This is a genomic window from Microlunatus aurantiacus (genome assembly GCF_039536605.1).
Taxonomy (GTDB): domain Bacteria; phylum Actinomycetota; class Actinomycetes; order Propionibacteriales; family Propionibacteriaceae; genus Microlunatus; species Microlunatus aurantiacus.
This window is the reverse complement of record NZ_BAAAYX010000027.1, coordinates 1-16,250: the sequence shown is the minus strand read 5'-3', so window position 1 is coordinate 16,250 and position 16,250 is coordinate 1. Positions and strand designations below refer to the sequence as shown.

The following is a 16,250-nucleotide window of genomic DNA, read 5'->3' as shown; positions in this document are numbered from 1 at the left end:
ACGCCCTGCATGTGAGCCTCCACTTTCGCTTTCTCTGGGTCGACGAGGCGTTCGCGACCTGGCGGGCCGGGAGCCTCGACGTGCTGGGCCTGTGTCCCGAGACTGAGCTCGAGCTGAGGGACGCCCTGGTGCACCTGATCGAGGAGTACGCGCGGCGCTGCGGCCACGCGGACCTGCTGCGCGAGTGCATCGACGGCTGCACCGGTCAATAGGTCCTCTACCGCGTTAAAGGGTGGGGAGGGTGACCACGCGGTCGCAGCGGGCGGCCAGGACCGGGTCGTGGGTGATCACGAGCACCGCAGCCCGACTGGCTTCGGCGCTCGCCCACAGGTCGTCGATCAGAGCGGTGGCGGTCGGGGCGTCCAGGTGCTCGGTCGGCTCGTCCAGGATCAGCACGTTCGCGTCGCCGACCACCAGCCGGGCCAAAGCGATACGACGGGCCTCGCCGCCGGAGACGGCCGTGCCGTGCACCCCGACCAGACGGTCCACCGGCATCGCCACCCGCGCCCGCAGGAGCGCCTCGGCGATCTCGGTGTCGCGTGCGTCCCGGCGCCCGATCCGCACGTTCTCCCCGACCGTGGTGTCGAACAGGTAGGCGTCCTGGGCGAGGTAGCCGACCCGACCGGTCACCACCACCCGCCCGGCCAGCGGTGGCAGCAGCCCGAGAGCCGTGGCCGCGACGGTCGTCTTGCCCACACCGCTGGGACCGACCAGTGCCACCTTCTCGCCGGCGGCGAAGTGCAGGTCCAGTCCGACCACCGCGGGTCCGCGGTCCGGCCAGCCCGCGCTCAGGCCGGTGATCGCGATGCCCGGTTCGCCGTCACCGGCTCCGTCGGCGCTGGAGGCCAGGCGATCCGGACTGCCCACGGTAGGCGCGGTCAGCACCTCCCGTACGCGTTCGAGGGCGACCCGCGACCGGCGCCAGGCCAGGGCGGCGGCGGGCAGGGTCGACAGCACCTCGTGCAGTGCCAGTGGGGTGAGCACCAGCACGGCCAGCTGCACCGGCGGGAGCACGCCCGCGAACACCTGGACCGCCCCGACCAGCAGACCGCCGAGCACCGCCACCCCGGAGGCCAGCACCTGCCCGAAGCCGGCCACTCCGGTCGCCCAGGCCGCCCGCTGCTCGGCCCGCCGGAGCCGCCTGTCCACGTCGGTGATCCTGGCCAGGACGGCGTCCGTCGCCCCGTACGCGACCAGGTCCGGGGCGGCGTCGTTGGCCTCGGCAGCCACGTCGGCGAGCTCACCGCGCAGCGGGGCGAGGGTGCCGACGCTGCGGGCCGCCACCCTGGTGGTGAGCCAGGGCAGCAGAACGCCGGCCAGGACGACCGAGACGGCCAGCAGCAACCCCGACCCGGGCGACAGCACCGTGATCACGATCGTGGTCGCGGCGGCGACCAGTCCGGCGGAGGCGAACGGGACGACCACCCGGACGACCAGGTCTTGAACGGCCTCCACGTCGTTGACCACCCGCGACAGCAGGTCGCCACTCCGCCGGCCCACCCAGGTCGATCGGGTCAGGGCGCGCCAGGTGTCGAGCCGGAGACCGGCCTGCAGTCGCAGGGCCAGGTCGTGGCTGTCCAGCCGCTCGACGTAGCGGAGGACGCCCTTGCCGATGCCGAACGCGCGGACCCCGACGATGGCCACCATCAAGTACATCACCGGCGGCTGCTCGGCGGCGCGCGACAACAGCCAGGCGGCGGTGCCGATGAGGGCCACGCCGGCCCCGCTGGCCAGGGAGCCGAGCAGCACGGCCCGCACGAGCTGGCGGGGGCGGCTGGTCAGCAGCCGGAGCGGATCCGTGGTCCCTGCGGTGACCTCCGGACGGGTCGACAGATCGGTCATCGGGTGCTCCCGACGATCTGCGGCACGTCCGGTCGGAGCTCTACCACCCGGTCGGCGGCGGCGAGCACCGCCGGTCGATGACTGACCACCAGGGCCCCGACACCGAGGCGGCGGAGCTCGTCCAGCACCACCAGCTCGGCGTCGGTGTCCAGGCCGGCGGTCGGTTCGTCCAGGATCAGCAGCTGTCCGCCGGCGCAGTCGATGCGCAGCAGGGCCCGGGCCAACGCGACCCGGCGGACCTCGCCGGCCGACAGGCCTTCGCCTCCGGCGGCCAGCACCCGCTCCGGGTCCAGCTCAGCCGCACCGGCCCGACGCAACGCGGACCGGACCCGGGCCGCTGGGGCCTCGGGCGCCGCCAGCCGTACGTTGTCGGCGATCGTGCCGGCCAGCAGTGACGGCTGCTGCGGCACCCAGGCGAGCGCCGCCCGCCAGGCCGCCGGCTCCAGCTCGGTGAGCGGTACGCCGCCGACCAGCACCCGTCCCGACGTCGTCGGCAGGAAGCCGAGCAGCACCGCGAGCAGGGTGGACTTGCCCGCCCCGCTGGCTCCGCCGACGGCCACGATCTCCCCGGGGCCCAGCAGCAACCGGGCGTCGCGGAGCGCGGGCTCCGCGGCGCCGGGGTAGGTGACACCCACACCGTCCACCTCGATCACCGCCGACGCCAGGTCCGGGACCGCCCGCGTACCGGTGGCCGGTGGGGCGGCGTCGATCAGCGCGAAGGCCCGCTCCGCGGCGGCCACGCCGTCGGCGGAGTCGTGGAAGTGCACCCCGACCTGACGCAGGGGCAGGTAGGCCTCGGGGGCGAGGATCAGCACGAAGAGACCGATGACCAGGGTCAGGTTCCCGTCGACCACGCGCAGCCCGATACCCACCGCGACGATGGCCACCGACAGCGTGGCCAGCAGCTCCAGCACCAGCGCGGACAGGAACGCGATCCGCAGCGTGGCCATGGTCTCGTGCCGGTGCGTCTCGCCGGTACGTCGCAGCCCCTCGCCCTGGGCCTTGGCCCGCCCGAACACCTGCAGGGTCGGCAGGCCGGCGACCAGGTCGGCGAAGTGGTGGGCGAGCCGCTGCTGCACCGCGGTCCGCTTCCGGACCCGGGACTGGGTCAGCCAGCCCACCAGCACCATGAACAGCGGGATCAGCGGCAGGGTCAGTGCCACGACCACGGCCGAGACCCAGTCAGCGGTCAGGATGGCCACGCCCACCACCAACGGCACGGTGGCCGCCAGCACGAGCTGGGGGAGATAGCGGGCGAAGTAGCCGTCGAGGGCGTCCAAGCCCTGGGTGAGCACCGAGACCAACCTGGCCCCATCCAGGGCGCCGCCGTCGGGTCCGACCGCTCCTGGCTGGCGCAACCGGGCGGCCATGATCTCGGTCCGCAGCTGCGACTTCACCGCCGCGGCCGACCGCTGGGCCAGCACGGAGTTCAGCCAGGACAACAGTCCCCGGGCGACGAACACCCCGACCAGCGGCCAGATCGTCGCGGTCACCGCCGACAGGTCGCGCCGGGCGAAGGTCCCGGCGATCGCGCTGGCCAGCAGCCAGGCCTGCCCGACGATCACGCCTGCGGTCACCGTGCCGACGGCGATGCCGGCCACCAGGTAGCCGCGGGTGGCCCGCGCTCGACGGAGCAGCCGTGGGTCGACCGGCCCGCCCCGCGATCCCTCCCGGACGCCCCGGGATCGTTCCCGGACGGAGGACATCAGTGCTCGACGGAGGTCGGCAGCACCACGTCGTCGGCGATGTGGTGCACGGAGATCCGCTTGCGGAAGACCCAGTACGTCCAGGCCTGGTACGCGATCACGACCGGGGTCAAGATCACCGCTGCCCAGGTCATGATCGTCAACGTGTACGGGGTGGAGGCCGCGTTGGTCGTGGTCAGACCGTTCTCCGGGTTGGGCAGGCTGGGCATCACGTCGGGGAACAACGCCAGGAACGTGGCCGCCACCGTGAAAGCGATCGCCACCGCCGTGCCCACGAAGGCCCAGCCCTCCCGGCCGATCCGGTTGGCGGCCAGGCCTGCGACCAGTCCGAACGCGGCGATGACACTGGCGATGATCGACGCCAGATCCCCGTACGCGACGTTGAGCCAGACCAGCAAGATCACGGCCAGGACCGCGGCGACGAGCCCGACCCGCCCGGCCAGCGCGTTGGCCCGCTCCCGGATCACGCCGTCGGACTTGAGGGCCAGGAAGATCGCGCCGTGGGTCAGGAAGACCGTCACCGTGACGAGGCCGAAGAGCAGCGCGAACGGGTTGAGCAGGTTGACGAAGCCGCCGACGTAGTCGTGGTTCTCGTCCAGCGGGACCCCGCGCAGGATGTTGCCGAAGGCCACGCCCCACAACAGCGCGGGCACGAAGGAGCCGATGATGATGCACCAGTCCCAGCGCCGTCGCCAGGCCAGCTCGTTCCTCTTGCCCCGGTAGTCGAAGGCGACGTTGCGCAGGATCAGCGCCACCAAGATCAACAGCAGCGGCAGGTAGAAGCCGCTGAACAGCGTCGCGTACCACTCGGGGAAGGCCGCGAAGGTGGCCCCGCCGGCGACCAGCAGCCACACCTCGTTGCCGTCCCAGACCGGTCCGATGGTGTTGATCACCGCGCGTCGCTCCCGGTCGTCCTTGCCCAGGATCGGCACCAGCATCCCGACCCCGAAGTCGAAGCCCTCCAGGACGAAGTAGCCGATCCACAGCACGGCGATCAGCACGAACCAGACAGTGGTCAGTTCCATCTCAGTCTCCCCGCTCGTCGGTGATCAGTAGCTGAAGACGAGGGGAGCGTCCTCGTCGGAGTCGGTCTTGTCGGGTGGGCTGACGTCGGGCAGCCCGAGGCGCAGGTACTTCAGCAGCAGCTTCACCTCGACCACGGCCAGCACCCCGTACAGGGCGGTGAAGGTGATCATCGACGTCAGGATCATGGCCGGCGACACCGTGGGAGAGACCCCGGCGGAGGTCTGCAGCAGGGTGAACACCACCCAGGGCTGGCGGCCCGTCTCGGTGAAGATCCAGCCGAAGGAGTTGGCGAACAGCGGCAGCAGGGGCAGGGCGATCAGCAGCGTGGGCCACCAGAACGAGGTCAGGCGGCGGTCACCGCGCAGGCAGATCAGCAGCAGGGTGCCGACGGCGATCCCGGCCATGCCCAATCCGATCATCCAGCGGAACGACCAGTAGGTGAGCGGGACGAAGGGGTAGTAGGTGCCCGGTCCGAACTGCTCGGTGTACTGCTGCTGCAGCTCGTTGATGCCGGTCACCTTGCCGTCGAACGAACCGGTGGCCAGGAAGGACAGCAGGCCGGGGACGTTGACCGACCACAGCTCGCGTTCCCCGTCCGGGGTGCCGATGGTGATCACGGAGAAGCCGGCCGGTTGCTGGGTCTCGTACAGGGCCTCGGCGGCCGCCATCTTCATCGGCTGCACCTCGAACATCACCTTGGACTGCAGGTCGCCGCTGATCGCGGTGCCGGCACCGGCCAGGATGAGCACGATCGCGCCGACCTTGACCGCCGTCTTGAACGCGCCTCGATCGGCGGCCACGACCGTGGTCCTGCCCTGCGCGGCCGCCGCGTACGCCGGTCCCTCGAACGGCTCCCGGGCGTCCAGCGCGGCGCGCTCGGCCTTGTCGATCTTGTGGATGTGCCAGCCGGCGACACCCGCCACGAAGGCTCCGCCGACCATGAAGCAGCCCGCGATCTGGTGCGGGAAGGTGACCAGCACCACCGGGTTCGTCAGGACGGCCGCGAAGTCGATCAGCTCGGCCCGACCGCGGGCCTCGTTGAAGGTGAAGCCGACCGGGTTCTGCATGAACGAGTTGGCGGCCAGGATGAAGTAGGCACTCAAGATGGTGCCGATGGCGGCGAGCCAGATGGTGGCCAGGTGGAGCTTCTTGCCCAGCCGGTCCCAGCCGAAGATCCACAGCCCGAGGAAAGTGGACTCCAGGAAGAACGCGAGCAGGCCCTCCAAGGCCAGCGGGGCGCCGAAGATGTCGCCGACGAACCGGGAGTACGCGCTCCAGTTCATCCCGAACTGGAACTCCTGCACGATCCCGGTGACCACGCCCATCGCGAAGTTGATCAAGAACAGCTTCCCGAAGAACTTGGTCAGCTTGAGGTACTTCTCCTTGTCCGTGATCACCCACGCGGTCTGGAAACCGGCCACCAGCGTGGCCATGGAGATCGTCACCGGGACGAAGAAGAAGTGGTAGACGGTGGTGATGGCGAATTGCCATCGGGCCAGGCTGACGGTGTCCATCGCTGCTCACTTCCCCCTCTCGCGACCCTGGCGCAGGGTGCGTTCGAAACTCTACTACGCAGCGTCGTACTCACTCCAGTAGTACTCAGGGGTGTAGTACGCATCGCCGTAGTAGCGCGGAGTAGGATCGAGAGATGAACTCCCTCGGGGACCTGGAGAGCCGGGTCATGCAGCAGCTGTGGCACGGTGATCGGCCGCAGTCGGTGCGCGAGGTGCACGCCGTCCTGGCCGGCGAACGCGACATCGCCTACACCACGGTGATGACCGTGCTGGACCGGCTGGCCAAGAAGGGTCTGGCCACCCGCGAGCAGGACGGACGGGCCTACCGCTACGACGCCGCGCAGACCCGTGAGGAGCTGGTGGCCGAGGTCATGCACACCGCGCTGGAGGGCAGCGGGGCCGAGCGGTCGGCGGCTCTGGTCGCCTTCGTCGACCGGGTGAGCGACGACGAAGCCGCCGCGCTCCGCGCCGCGCTGGCGCGGTTGGAAGCACCGTGATCGAGGTCCCGCCGCTGCTGGTGGCGGGACTGCTCGCGGTCGGGGCCGCGGTGCTGGTGCGCTCGGGTCCGTCCTGGGTGGTCCGGTGGCGGTTCCTGCCGCAGGTGCCGCGGGCCGCCGTGGTGCTCTGGCAGGCCGGCGCGGTGGCCGCCCTGGTCTGCGTTTTCGGTGTCGCCTGGATCCTGATCCTGGGGGCCATCACGACCCGGTCCACGTCGACCTGGGGGGAGTGGGTGGTGACGGGGGCCGTCGCGGTCTTCGCTGCCGTCGTCGTGCTGCGGCTGGTCTGGGCGCTGGGCCGGGTGATCGCCTCGACGGGATCGCGCCGCCGTCGACACCGTGATCTCGTCGACCTCCTGGCCACCGACCTCGGCGACGCTGCTGGTCTCGGTACCCCCGGTCTGCGCGTGCTCGCCGAGGAGCGACCGCTGGCCTACTGCGTGCCCGGACTGCGCGATGCACGGGTGGTGGTCAGCGCCGGCACGCTGGCGATGTTGTCGGCCGACGAGCTGGCGGCGGTGCTCGCGCACGAGCGAGCGCACCTGCGGGCTCGCCACGATCTCGTTCTCGCCACCTTCGACGCGGTCCATCAGGCGTTCCCCCACGCCATCCGCAGCGAGCTGCCCGCGGAGCAGTGCCGACTGCTGGTCGAGATGCTGGCCGACGACGCCGCCGTGCGTGCGTACGGCCGAGCGTCGTTGGGCCGGGCGCTGGTCGCGCTGTCCGGGTCGGTCGTGCCCGCCGGCGGTCTGGGCGCCGGACCGGTGAGCACCCGCGTCCGGCTGGAACGGCTCGCCGCCCCCGAGCACGGCCGGATGGGTCGGCTCGCGGCCGCGGTCTATCTGCTGGCCGTCTCCTTGGTGCTCGCCCCCGTGCTCGCCGTGATCGTCACCGCGTCCTGATCAGCCGCCACCGACCCCGGTGGTGCAGCAGCGGGATGAGGGCGAACAGCCCGGGGCCACATGTTTCAGGAATGCCAGGATCTGGAAGGACTGCTGGGTTCTCCACCGACCCCCGTGCTGGAGGTCAAGGTCGTCGACGTGATAGGGCTGTATCTGGCCCCACTGGAGCGTCGCTCAGGGGCAGCGACTGCATCAGATACTTCGCGAGCCGCGGCACGTCGACGAAGCGTTGCCGGTCGTTGGTGCTCGATCACATACAGCGACACCCCATGAATCATCAACGTCGACGGTGTCGATGAACTGATCGACCTGCTGATGCGATGAAGAGCGTCACGGGCTCGGCGATCTCATAGTTCGCGACTCCGATGTCGAAGCCCTGCACGACCGGTTTGCCGGCCTCACCCGGATCGGGATTGACGAGATCTCCTATAAGCGCGGACACCGGTACCTGACCGTGGTGGTCGACCATGACAGCGGCCGGCTGGTGTGGGCCGCGCCGGGACGGGACAAGGCCACCTTGGCGGTCTTCTTCGATGCTCTGGGTGAGCAACGCTGCGCTCAGATCACCCATGTTTCCGCGGACGGGGCGGACTGGATCAGCAGTGTGGTCACCGACCGGTGCCCGAACGCGGTGCGCTGTGCTGATCCCTTCCACGTGGTGCGGTGGGCCACCGACGCTTTGGACGAGGTCCGCCGCCAGGCCTGGAACGAAGCGCGCGGCGCGGTCACCCAGCGTCGTGCCGGACGATCAACAGGGCAGGCGAAGGCGTTGAAGGGTGCCCGGTACGCGTTGTGGAAGAACCCCGAGAACCTCACCAGCCGGCAGCAGACCAAACTGGCTTGGATCGCCACGACCGACCCCCGGCTGCACCGTGCCTACCTGCTCACCGAAGGGCTCCGGCCAATCTTCCAGCTCCCCCTCGCCGAGGCCGCTGAGGCCCTCGATGTCTGGGTCGGCTGGGCACGTCGCTGCCGGATCCCGGCGTTCATCGACCTGCAACGCCGGATCGCGAAACACCGGACCTCGATCCTCGCCGCGATCGAGCACGGACTCTCGAACGGACGGATCCGGGCGGTCAACACCAAGATCCGACCCATCACCCGGATCGCCTTCGGGTTCGCCACCCCCGAACTACTGATCGCCCTCGCCATGCTCAGCCTCGGCGGTCACCCACCCGTACTTCCAGGCCGGACATGACCCACGGATCAGTCAGTAGAGCCTCTTTATGCTGATCGGCACGTTGGGAGCTGGCTACCCCAGGCGTGCAGTTGCAGCTTCTCCGATGCCAGGTTGCCTCGGTGCAGGTCCTCCCTGTTAGCGCTTGTTGACCTTGGCGGGTGCATGTTGATCATGGTCGGATGGCGGCCGTCAGGCGGGCAAGGGCGAGGGGGAGCGTAGCCCCCGCCAGGGGGACAGCATGGAAGGGCCGCCAGGCCCAGGGGCGTGGGCGGAGCCCGTCAGCGGCGCAGCCCGTAACCAAGATCATGAGTAGCATCCAAGTTGATCTTGGTCTGAGCGCCGCAAGGCGCGCAGTCCGGCTGCCTGCCTGCCGGTGAGCCCGCTCAGGTGTCTGCGTCTCGGCCGGTGCCGGGAGGACCTGCTACAGCATCATGTGTCCGGTTGCAGGATCACTTGCGTCGCGTCGCCGGCCTCTCACAGCTCGTACGCAGCGGGGCGCTGCTGGGCCTTGCGGATGCGTTCGACGTCGAGCTTCTCGGCTCGGTCGAACCGGTAGATCCCGTTCTCCTCCTGGAAGACGTCGGTCAGCTGCGTGTAGCAGTAGCCGAACATGCGGGGATCATCGAGCAACGCTCCGGTCAGGCCCTCGAAGCGGGCGTAGAAGCCCTCCTCGTCCCGGACCCGGTCACCGTAGCCCCAGGACTCGGTGCGCACCCGGCCGTCGGCGTCGAGGGCGTCCGGGTTCCACCAGATGCCGCCGAACTCGGAGACGAAGTACGGCTGACCCGCGTACGGCTGCGAGATGTCCTGGTCGAGGTGCCGGTTTCCGTACGGCCGCCCTTCGGTCAGGCCGGCGTGGTTGGCGGTGAACTTCTCCGGATCCTGCTCGTAGTCGTGGCTGTCCCAGACGTCGGTCTCGGCCACCCGGTGGGAGTAGCCGCTGGCGTCCAGCACCACGCGGGTGGGATCGGCCAGCCGGGTGGCCCAGAACATCGCCTGGGTGACGTCGTCCAGCTGGGTGATCCGGTCGTGCAGCCGCTGGTGCGTCTCGTTCAGCGGGCACCAGCCGATGATGCTGGTGTGGTTGAGGTCTCGCCGAAGTGCCTCGATCCACTGGGTGACGAAGCTGGCCGTGGGTTGCTGGTGGTCGGTGTCATGGCCGCCGATGCTGGCTCCCCAGTCGCCGAACTCGCCCCAGACCAGATAGCCGAGGCGGTCGGCGTGATGGAAGAACCGCTCCTCGAACACCTTCTGGTGCAGCCGCGCCCCGTTGAACCCGGCCGCCAGGGACAGCTCGATGTCCCGGCGCAGCGCGTCGTCGTCCGGCGCCGTCATCAGCGAGTCGGCCCAGTAGCCCTGATCGAGCACGAGCCGCTGGAAGACCCGTTGCCCGTTGATCATGATCGCCTGGCCGTCGATCGCCACCGAGCGCAGACCGGTGTAGCTCTGCACCTCGTCGACCAGGGCCCCGGACTCGTCGTGCAGCTGCAGGGTCAGGTCGTACAGGTGGGGATCGTCGGTCGACCAGAGTCGGACGCGGTCGGCCGGGATCGCCAGCGTCACGGTCGGCGCGCGGTCGAGGTCGACCCGAGTGCTCGCCGTGACCACCGACCCGGCCGCATCCGACAGCGAGGCCGTAGCCGTCCAGCCCGGCCGGTTCTGGCTGACCGGCAGGGCCACCGTGAACGAGGAGGCACCCACGTTCGGCGTGACCGCACCGCGCTGCAGATGGACCTCCGGCACCGACTCCAGCCAGACCGTCTGCCAGATGCCGGTCGTCCGGGTGTAGACGCAGTCGTGGTTGGCGTACTCGCGTGCCTGCTTGCCCCGTGCCTGCGGCCCGTGCCGGGTGTCCCGGGCGCGGACCACGATCGTCGCCTCGCCCGCGCCGGCCAGGGCGGTGGTGATGTCGGCCTCGAAGGAGCCGAAGCCGCCGCGGTGCCGCACCACCTCGACCCCGTTCACCCACACGGTGGCGTCGTGGTCGACGGCGCCGAAGTGCAGGATGGTTCGACCGGACCCCCACCCCGAGGGCACTTCGACCGTGCGGCGGTACCAGACCGCCTCGAGGAAGTCGGCGTTCCCGATCCCCGAAGCCTCACTCTCGGGGGCGAACGGGACAAGGATCTCGTCGGTGAGCTCACGGGTGCGCAGACCGCGTTCGAATCCGCTGTCGGCGGTGTCGATCTCGAACTGCCAGCGGCCGTTGAGGTTGACTCAGTCGGGTCGGAAGAACTGCGGACGCGGGTGCTCCGGCTTGGGAATCATGCGTGAGCGTCAGCCTTTCAGGCCACTGGTGGCTACGCCTTCGATCACGTAGCGCTGGACGAAGATGAACAGGATGAGAACCGGCAGGGCGGCGACGGTTGCACCGGCCATGACCACGGGGTAGTCGATGTTGTAGGCCGCCTGCAGGGTCGCCAGACCCGCGGGCAGGGTCAGGCGCTCGGGAGAGAACAGCACGAAGACCGGCCAGATGAAGTCGTTCCAGTTGCCCAGGAAGGACAGCACCCCCAAGGTGACCAGCGCCGGCTTCGCGTTCGGCAGCACCACCCGGACGAAGATCTGCCAGGTGTTCGCCCCGTCGATCAGCGCGCTCTCCTCCAGCTCCTTGGGGATGGCCAGGAAGAACTGACGCAGGAAGAACACCCCGAACGCACCCGCTGCGCCGGGCACGATGAGAGCGATCAGGGTGTCCAACCAGCCCAGCTGGTCCATGATCAGGTAGTTGGGCATCAAGAAGATGAAGCCCGGCACGAACAGCGTCGCGATGATGACCACGAACAGGGCGTTCTTGCCTCGGAACTGCATCCGGGCCAGCGCGTAGGCGGCCATCGAGGCGACCACCACCACCAGGATGGCGTGCGCCGCCGCCGCGATGAACGAGTTGAGTGCCCACAGGAACACGGGATTCTGCTCATCCGCGAACAGCAGCTGATAGGCCCGCAGGGTGAACTCGTCCGGGATCAGGGTCATCGGGATCCGCCGGGAGTCCTCCACGGTGCGGAAGGAGGTCAGGAACATCCACAGCAACGGGATCACGAAGATCAGTGCGAGGACGATCATGCCGATCCAGAAGACCGGTCCGTTGCGGTCCTGCCGGTAGGCCCGGCGTCGCCGGACCGGAGACGGAGCCTCGGCGCTGCGTGCCAGCTCGGAGTTGGTCGGTTCGGTCGTGGTCACTTCTTGTCCCTCTCCCGCAGCGCCAGGAAGTTGATGGCGGAGATGACGATCAGGAAGACGGCCAGGATGTAGCTCATGGCCGTGGCGGAGCCCATCTTGAACGACCGCAAACCTTCCTGGGTCATCACCATGATGGCGGTCCGGGTGCTGTCCCCGGGGCCTCCGTTGGTCACCAGGTAGGACTGGCCGAACATGTTGGCGCTGGCCAGCACCGTGGTGGTCAGGATGAAGACCAGGATGTTGCGCAGGCCGGGGATGGTCACATAGAGGAACTTCTGCCAGGAGCCGGCCCCGTCCAGCGACGCCGCCTCGTAATGGTCCCGCGGGATCCCCTGCAGACCGGCCAGGTAGATCACGGTGTTGAAGCCGAGGGTCCACCACACCGTCATCCCGACCAGCGCCACCCAGGCCGCCGGTTGGGTCTGCGTCCAGCCGACCGGGTCGATGCCCACCAGACCGAGCAGGTAGTTGAACAGGCCGAACTGGCTGTCCAGCAGGTAGCGGAACAGGACGCCGATCACCGCGATGCCCAGCACGAACGGGGCGAAGATGATCGCCCGGAACATCGAGCGACCCGGGAAGGTGCGGTTCAGCAGCAGCGCGATGCCCAGCGGGATCAGCACCAGGAACGGGACACTGGCCACCACGAAGATGGCGGTCGCCCGCATCCCCTTCCAGAACGGCTCGAACGTGATCGAGTCCGGATCCAACAGATCGGCGTAGTTCTGCAGTCCGATGAACGGCTTGTTCGGCAGCAGGAAGTCCCAGTCGTGCAGACTCACCCAGATGCCGAAGACGGCAGGACCCAGGACAAAGGCGCAGAGCAGCAGCACGTATGGCAGCAGCATCAGGTACGGGGTGACCGGGTGATTGTGCCGCAGACCGCCCCTGCGGGGCGGGGAGGCCGTCACCGCGGCCTCCACCGCCTCCGCGCCGGTGAAGGTGCTGCTGGTCATCCGTACTTCTTCTGGTTGGCCGCCAGGATCTTGTTGGCCTTCTCAGCCGCCTCGGGCAGCGCGACGTCGACCGGCTTCTTGCCCAGCATCGCCTCGCTGGTGGCGGTGACCCACTCCGGCATCACGTCGTTGACGCCCGGGATCGGCGGCACGAACCGGATGTAGTCGATCTCCTTGGCGAACTCGGTCACCGGTCCCATCTTGGCGAACTCGGGATCCTCGCGGACCTCGTTGCGGGCCGGGACCATGCCGGCGGTCGCCCAGGTGAGGGACTGCTGGGAGATCCAGTTGATGAACACCCGAGAGGCGATCGCCTTGTTCGCGTCGGGCTTCTGCTGGCGAGGCAGCACGAACTGGTGCGACCCGGCCCAGGTGACCTGCTCACCGCCGATGTTGGGCACCGGTGCGGCGCCCCACTTGAGCTTCTTGATCGCAGCCAGCGGCGTGGTGTTCCACGGACCGTTGATCATGAAGGCGCCCTTGTCGTTGGTGAAAGACACGAAGTCGCCGTCGCCGGCGGCGTTCTTGGGGCTATAGCCGTTGTCGATCAGACCCTTCCACCAGGAGATGGCCTTCTGAGCCGGCTCCTCCCCGAACTCCGCGGTGAGGCCGTCGTCGCTGACCATCTTCCCGCCGTACTGGTACACGGTGGTCTGCGACGACAGGCCGTTCACGCTCAGCGCCGACGTCCACATGCCCTGGATGCCCTTGGACTTGCACTGGTCCAGAATGGCCATCAGCTCGTCGCCGGTGGTCGGCGGCTTCTCCGGGTCTGCGCCGACCTTCTCCAGCACTGTCTTGTTGTAGAAGAGTCCGGCCGGGTGCACGTCGAGCGGGATGCCGTAGCGCTTGTCCTGATAGAGACCGCCGTTCCAGGCGATCGGCACGAAGTCGGACTCGCTCACCTTCAGCGCCTCGGCCACGTCGTCCAGCGGCGAGATCACCTGCCGAGCCGCATTCGTGGCCAGGGTGTCGGCGTGCATCAGACCGATCTCAGGAGCCTTGCCGTTGCTCACCGCAGCCGGCAACTTCTGGTAATACTCGGCCCAGGCGATCGCGGTCATGCTGACCTTGATGTTGGCGTGCTCGGCGTTGAACTGGTTGATCATCTTGCGCATGATCGGACCGTCACCACCGGTGAGGCCGTTCCAGAAGGCCAGCTCGACGGCAGGGCCGTCATAGCCCTCCGCGCCACCGCCCCCGGAGACCGAGGCCTCCTGACCGGGAGGGCCGGCGGAGCCGGGGGAACAGGCCGAGAGCCCGGCGACTGCGGCCGCGCCGAGAGCGCCGCCCAACAGCGAGCGGCGGGAGATCGAGAACGACGTTGTCATGCTTCTCCTTGGGTTGTGAGGGATCAATCGAGATCGAGGACGGTCCAGCTGAGGGGTAGAAGGTTGGCGGGCAGGGTCTGCTGGTCGAACGTGGCGGCGGTCAGGAGGCGGGCCGCGATCGGGGCTGACCGGTCGGCCCCGGCCATGGCCGGGGCGGGAGATAGGCGGTCGACCGGCAGCCTGCGGCAGTTGACTTGGAACTGGGCGGGACTCGGTTTGGCTGCGGTTGGCGACGAGGATCGGCGCCTGTGAGGTCTCGACAGCTTACCTGGCTGTGCGTCGACGACCGGGGACACCACCGAAGCTAGCGGCCTCATAGTGGCCTCCGGCGGCGACGTCCCGCAGGACGTCCCCTCGGGCCAGGCGCCGCATATGATCGAACGGATAAGCGATGGTCTGCTGCCAGGCCTCGCCACCTCCTCGCTGCGGATCAGTCCGAGCATCGTGATGAGCTGAGCCTGACATCCGACAGTCACGCGATCACCGTGCCGCAGCAGACAGTTCAGCATCGTCCCAACCACGACAGCGTCCGTGTGCCGTACTCCTCTCGCCCAGTCGCGGATGCAACGTCCACGGGGTCTGCTCGGCAAGATCGTCAGCCCCACGCTCGCGCGGATGGGTGACGTTCCACTCGTCGATGGAAAGGTTGATCCTCTTCGCGTGCCGTCCCTGCGCACGCACCGCGTCTGCTGTGGCGATCATCGACTCGATGAAGTGGTCCATGTCCACGGTAGACGCAGCGACCCATGTGCTGGACGAAGGCACCGACCAGCCGCCGCGGCAGCGGGGCGAGCGTGAACGCGGCGTCCAGAGTCAGACGAGCACCGGGCATGGGCCCAACAGGCCTCCCTACATCGTTGTATTGCATTGTCGCGGAACTTTAGCCGAGTTGTGTACAGCGATGCAATAGCCCGCTCGTGACGAGTGTCCGGCGGTTGCGCACGCATCCGATGTTCAGCGACGGGCTGCGGTGCTGGCTCGGATCAGCAGCCGGTGCGGCATGGTGACGCGCTCGATCGGACGATCACGGTCGGCGATCCGGGCCTCCAGCAGGTCGAGCGCGGTGCTGGCGTAAGCATCCTTGTCGAAGTCGATGGTTGTCAGCGGCGGCACCGCGAAAGCGCTGTCGGCGACATTGTCGTAACCGACCACTGACACGTCGTCCGGCACCCGGTGACCTAGCGTCCAAAGAGCATTCAGGACCCCGGCCGCGATCGAGTCGGTCATGCAGACGATGGCCTCGGGCAGGTCGTGGTGCTCAAGATAGGCCGTAATCGCCGCGTAGGCGCCGGCCGGAGACCACTTCGGACCGAAAATCTCAAGGACCGGATCCCGACGGATCCTCGCCGCCCGGAGCGCTGCCCGATAGCCCTTCAGACGCAACCGCGACGTCTCCGACTTCATCACCCCCATGATCGCGATCCGCCGGTGACCGAGATCAACCAAGTAACTGGTGAGTTCACGGACCGCGGCCACGTTGTCGACCCAGACGTAGTCGCCGACGGACTGTTCGACCTCGCCAATGAACACCGTGGGCGGCAGCCGCACGCCGTCCTGCACAGTCACGTTGGGTAACAGCACCGGGTTGAGGATCAGCCCATCGATGAGGTGGGCTCGGGCCCTGGAGATCAGCTGCCGCTCACGCTCGCCGCTGACCGCGGTCTCCTCGATCTGGACCCCGAGGCCCCGGGTGCCGGCCGCGACCACGAAGTGGTGAGCCATCTCGGCCGAGTACGGTGTGCTCAGGTCCGGCAGGGCCAGCGCGATCAGACCACTGCGTCCGTTGCGCAGCGCCCGGGCCGACAGGTTCGGCACGTAGTCCAGTTCGAGCATGGCCGCCTCGACCCTGGCCCGCATCGCGTCGCTCACCGGAGTGGTCCCGGTGACGACGTTCGACACGGTCTTGGGCGAGACCTGGGCCAGGCGGGCAACGTCCTTGACGGTTGCACGCATGGCGCGGACGCTACCAGCCAGGTCAGCACAACCAGCAGCCTCAGGCACCGGACCCAAAGAACAATCGGTCAGGCCCGACGAAGACCGACCGACCATAAGCCTCAATCCACCGATTGGCTTGGGTAGTTGATCTTGGTTTGGGGTTGGCCCGGTTACTGGT

At 68.6% G+C, this 16,250-nt stretch carries 13 protein-coding genes and 2 pseudogenes; 4 read left to right on the top strand and 11 right to left on the bottom strand.

Annotation, left to right across the window (positions count from 1 at the left end; translation table 11 throughout):
* Nucleotides 1–110: 110 nt before the first annotated feature.
* Nucleotides 111–212 (top strand): annotated as a pseudogene (locus tag ABD714_RS21775) (mycothiol transferase); the annotation flags it as partial.
* A gap of 13 nt (nucleotides 213–225) precedes the next feature.
* Here the strand turns inward: ABD714_RS21775 and cydC are convergent.
* From cydC to ABD714_RS21755, 4 genes are read right to left on the bottom strand one after another with little or no spacing between them, the layout of a single operon-like run.
* Nucleotides 226–1,842, bottom strand: coding sequence for a thiol reductant ABC exporter subunit CydC (gene cydC, locus ABD714_RS21770; protein WP_344814564.1), 1,617 nt, complete (start codon nucleotides 1,840–1,842; stop codon nucleotides 226–228).
* On the bottom strand, nucleotides 1,839–3,548 hold the full coding sequence (cydD, locus tag ABD714_RS21765; protein ID WP_344814563.1) for a thiol reductant ABC exporter subunit CydD: 1,710 nt from the start codon (nucleotides 3,546–3,548) through the stop codon (nucleotides 1,839–1,841). Before cydD ends, cydC begins: the two co-directional genes overlap by 4 nt.
* Nucleotides 3,548–4,573, bottom strand: coding sequence for a cytochrome d ubiquinol oxidase subunit II (gene cydB, locus ABD714_RS21760; RefSeq protein WP_344814562.1), 1,026 nt, complete (start codon nucleotides 4,571–4,573; stop codon nucleotides 3,548–3,550). Before cydB ends, cydD begins: the two co-directional genes overlap by 1 nt.
* Nucleotides 4,574–4,597: 24 nt before the next feature.
* On the bottom strand, nucleotides 4,598–6,088 hold the full coding sequence (locus ABD714_RS21755; RefSeq protein ID WP_344814561.1) for a cytochrome ubiquinol oxidase subunit I: 1,491 nt from the start codon (nucleotides 6,086–6,088) through the stop codon (nucleotides 4,598–4,600).
* 134 nt (nucleotides 6,089–6,222) lie between these two features.
* Here ABD714_RS21755 and ABD714_RS21750 point away from each other — a divergent pair, with 134 nt between their 5' ends.
* From ABD714_RS21750 to ABD714_RS21740, 3 genes and pseudogenes are all read left to right on the top strand, one after another.
* Nucleotides 6,223–6,585, top strand: coding sequence for a BlaI/MecI/CopY family transcriptional regulator (locus ABD714_RS21750; protein WP_344814560.1), 363 nt, complete (start codon nucleotides 6,223–6,225; stop codon nucleotides 6,583–6,585).
* Nucleotides 6,582–7,487: a M56 family metallopeptidase gene (locus ABD714_RS21745; RefSeq protein WP_344814559.1), complete on the top strand. Its 906-nt coding sequence runs from the start codon at nucleotides 6,582–6,584 to the stop codon at nucleotides 7,485–7,487. The genes ABD714_RS21750 and ABD714_RS21745 overlap by 4 nt, the downstream gene beginning before the upstream one ends.
* A 355-nt stretch (nucleotides 7,488–7,842) precedes the next feature.
* A pseudogene (locus ABD714_RS21740) lies at nucleotides 7,843–8,704 on the top strand (ISL3 family transposase); the annotation flags it as partial.
* Nucleotides 8,705–9,141: 437 nt separating this feature from the next.
* On the opposite strand, the gene ABD714_RS21735 reads toward ABD714_RS21740, so the two are convergent.
* From ABD714_RS21735 to ABD714_RS21705, 7 genes are all read right to left on the bottom strand, one after another.
* On the bottom strand, nucleotides 9,142–10,755 hold the full coding sequence (locus ABD714_RS21735; protein ID WP_486348156.1) for a glycoside hydrolase family 2 protein: 1,614 nt from the start codon (nucleotides 10,753–10,755) through the stop codon (nucleotides 9,142–9,144).
* A 189-nt stretch (nucleotides 10,756–10,944) separates the two neighbouring features.
* A complete protein-coding gene (locus ABD714_RS21730) occupies nucleotides 10,945–11,850 on the bottom strand; it encodes a carbohydrate ABC transporter permease (protein ID WP_344814558.1) in 906 nt (301 codons plus the stop codon).
* Entirely contained in the window at nucleotides 11,847–12,806 is a 960-nt protein-coding gene (locus ABD714_RS21725; RefSeq protein WP_344814557.1) for a carbohydrate ABC transporter permease, read from the bottom strand. The genes ABD714_RS21730 and ABD714_RS21725 overlap by 4 nt, the downstream gene beginning before the upstream one ends.
* A complete protein-coding gene (locus ABD714_RS21720; RefSeq protein WP_344814556.1) occupies nucleotides 12,803–14,137 on the bottom strand; it encodes an ABC transporter substrate-binding protein in 1,335 nt (444 codons plus the stop codon). Before ABD714_RS21720 ends, ABD714_RS21725 begins: the two co-directional genes overlap by 4 nt.
* A 23-nt stretch (nucleotides 14,138–14,160) precedes the next feature.
* Nucleotides 14,161–14,646 (bottom strand): hypothetical protein, encoded by a 486-nt coding sequence (locus ABD714_RS23130; RefSeq protein ID WP_425562439.1) that lies wholly within the window; start codon nucleotides 14,644–14,646, stop codon nucleotides 14,161–14,163.
* Entirely contained in the window at nucleotides 14,618–14,860 is a 243-nt protein-coding gene (locus tag ABD714_RS21710; RefSeq protein ID WP_344814554.1) for a hypothetical protein, read from the bottom strand. The genes ABD714_RS23130 and ABD714_RS21710 overlap by 29 nt, the downstream gene beginning before the upstream one ends.
* 231 nt (nucleotides 14,861–15,091) lie before the next feature.
* On the bottom strand, nucleotides 15,092–16,090 hold the full coding sequence (locus tag ABD714_RS21705; RefSeq protein WP_344814553.1) for a LacI family DNA-binding transcriptional regulator: 999 nt from the start codon (nucleotides 16,088–16,090) through the stop codon (nucleotides 15,092–15,094).
* Between the last annotated feature and the right edge of the window lie 160 nt (nucleotides 16,091–16,250).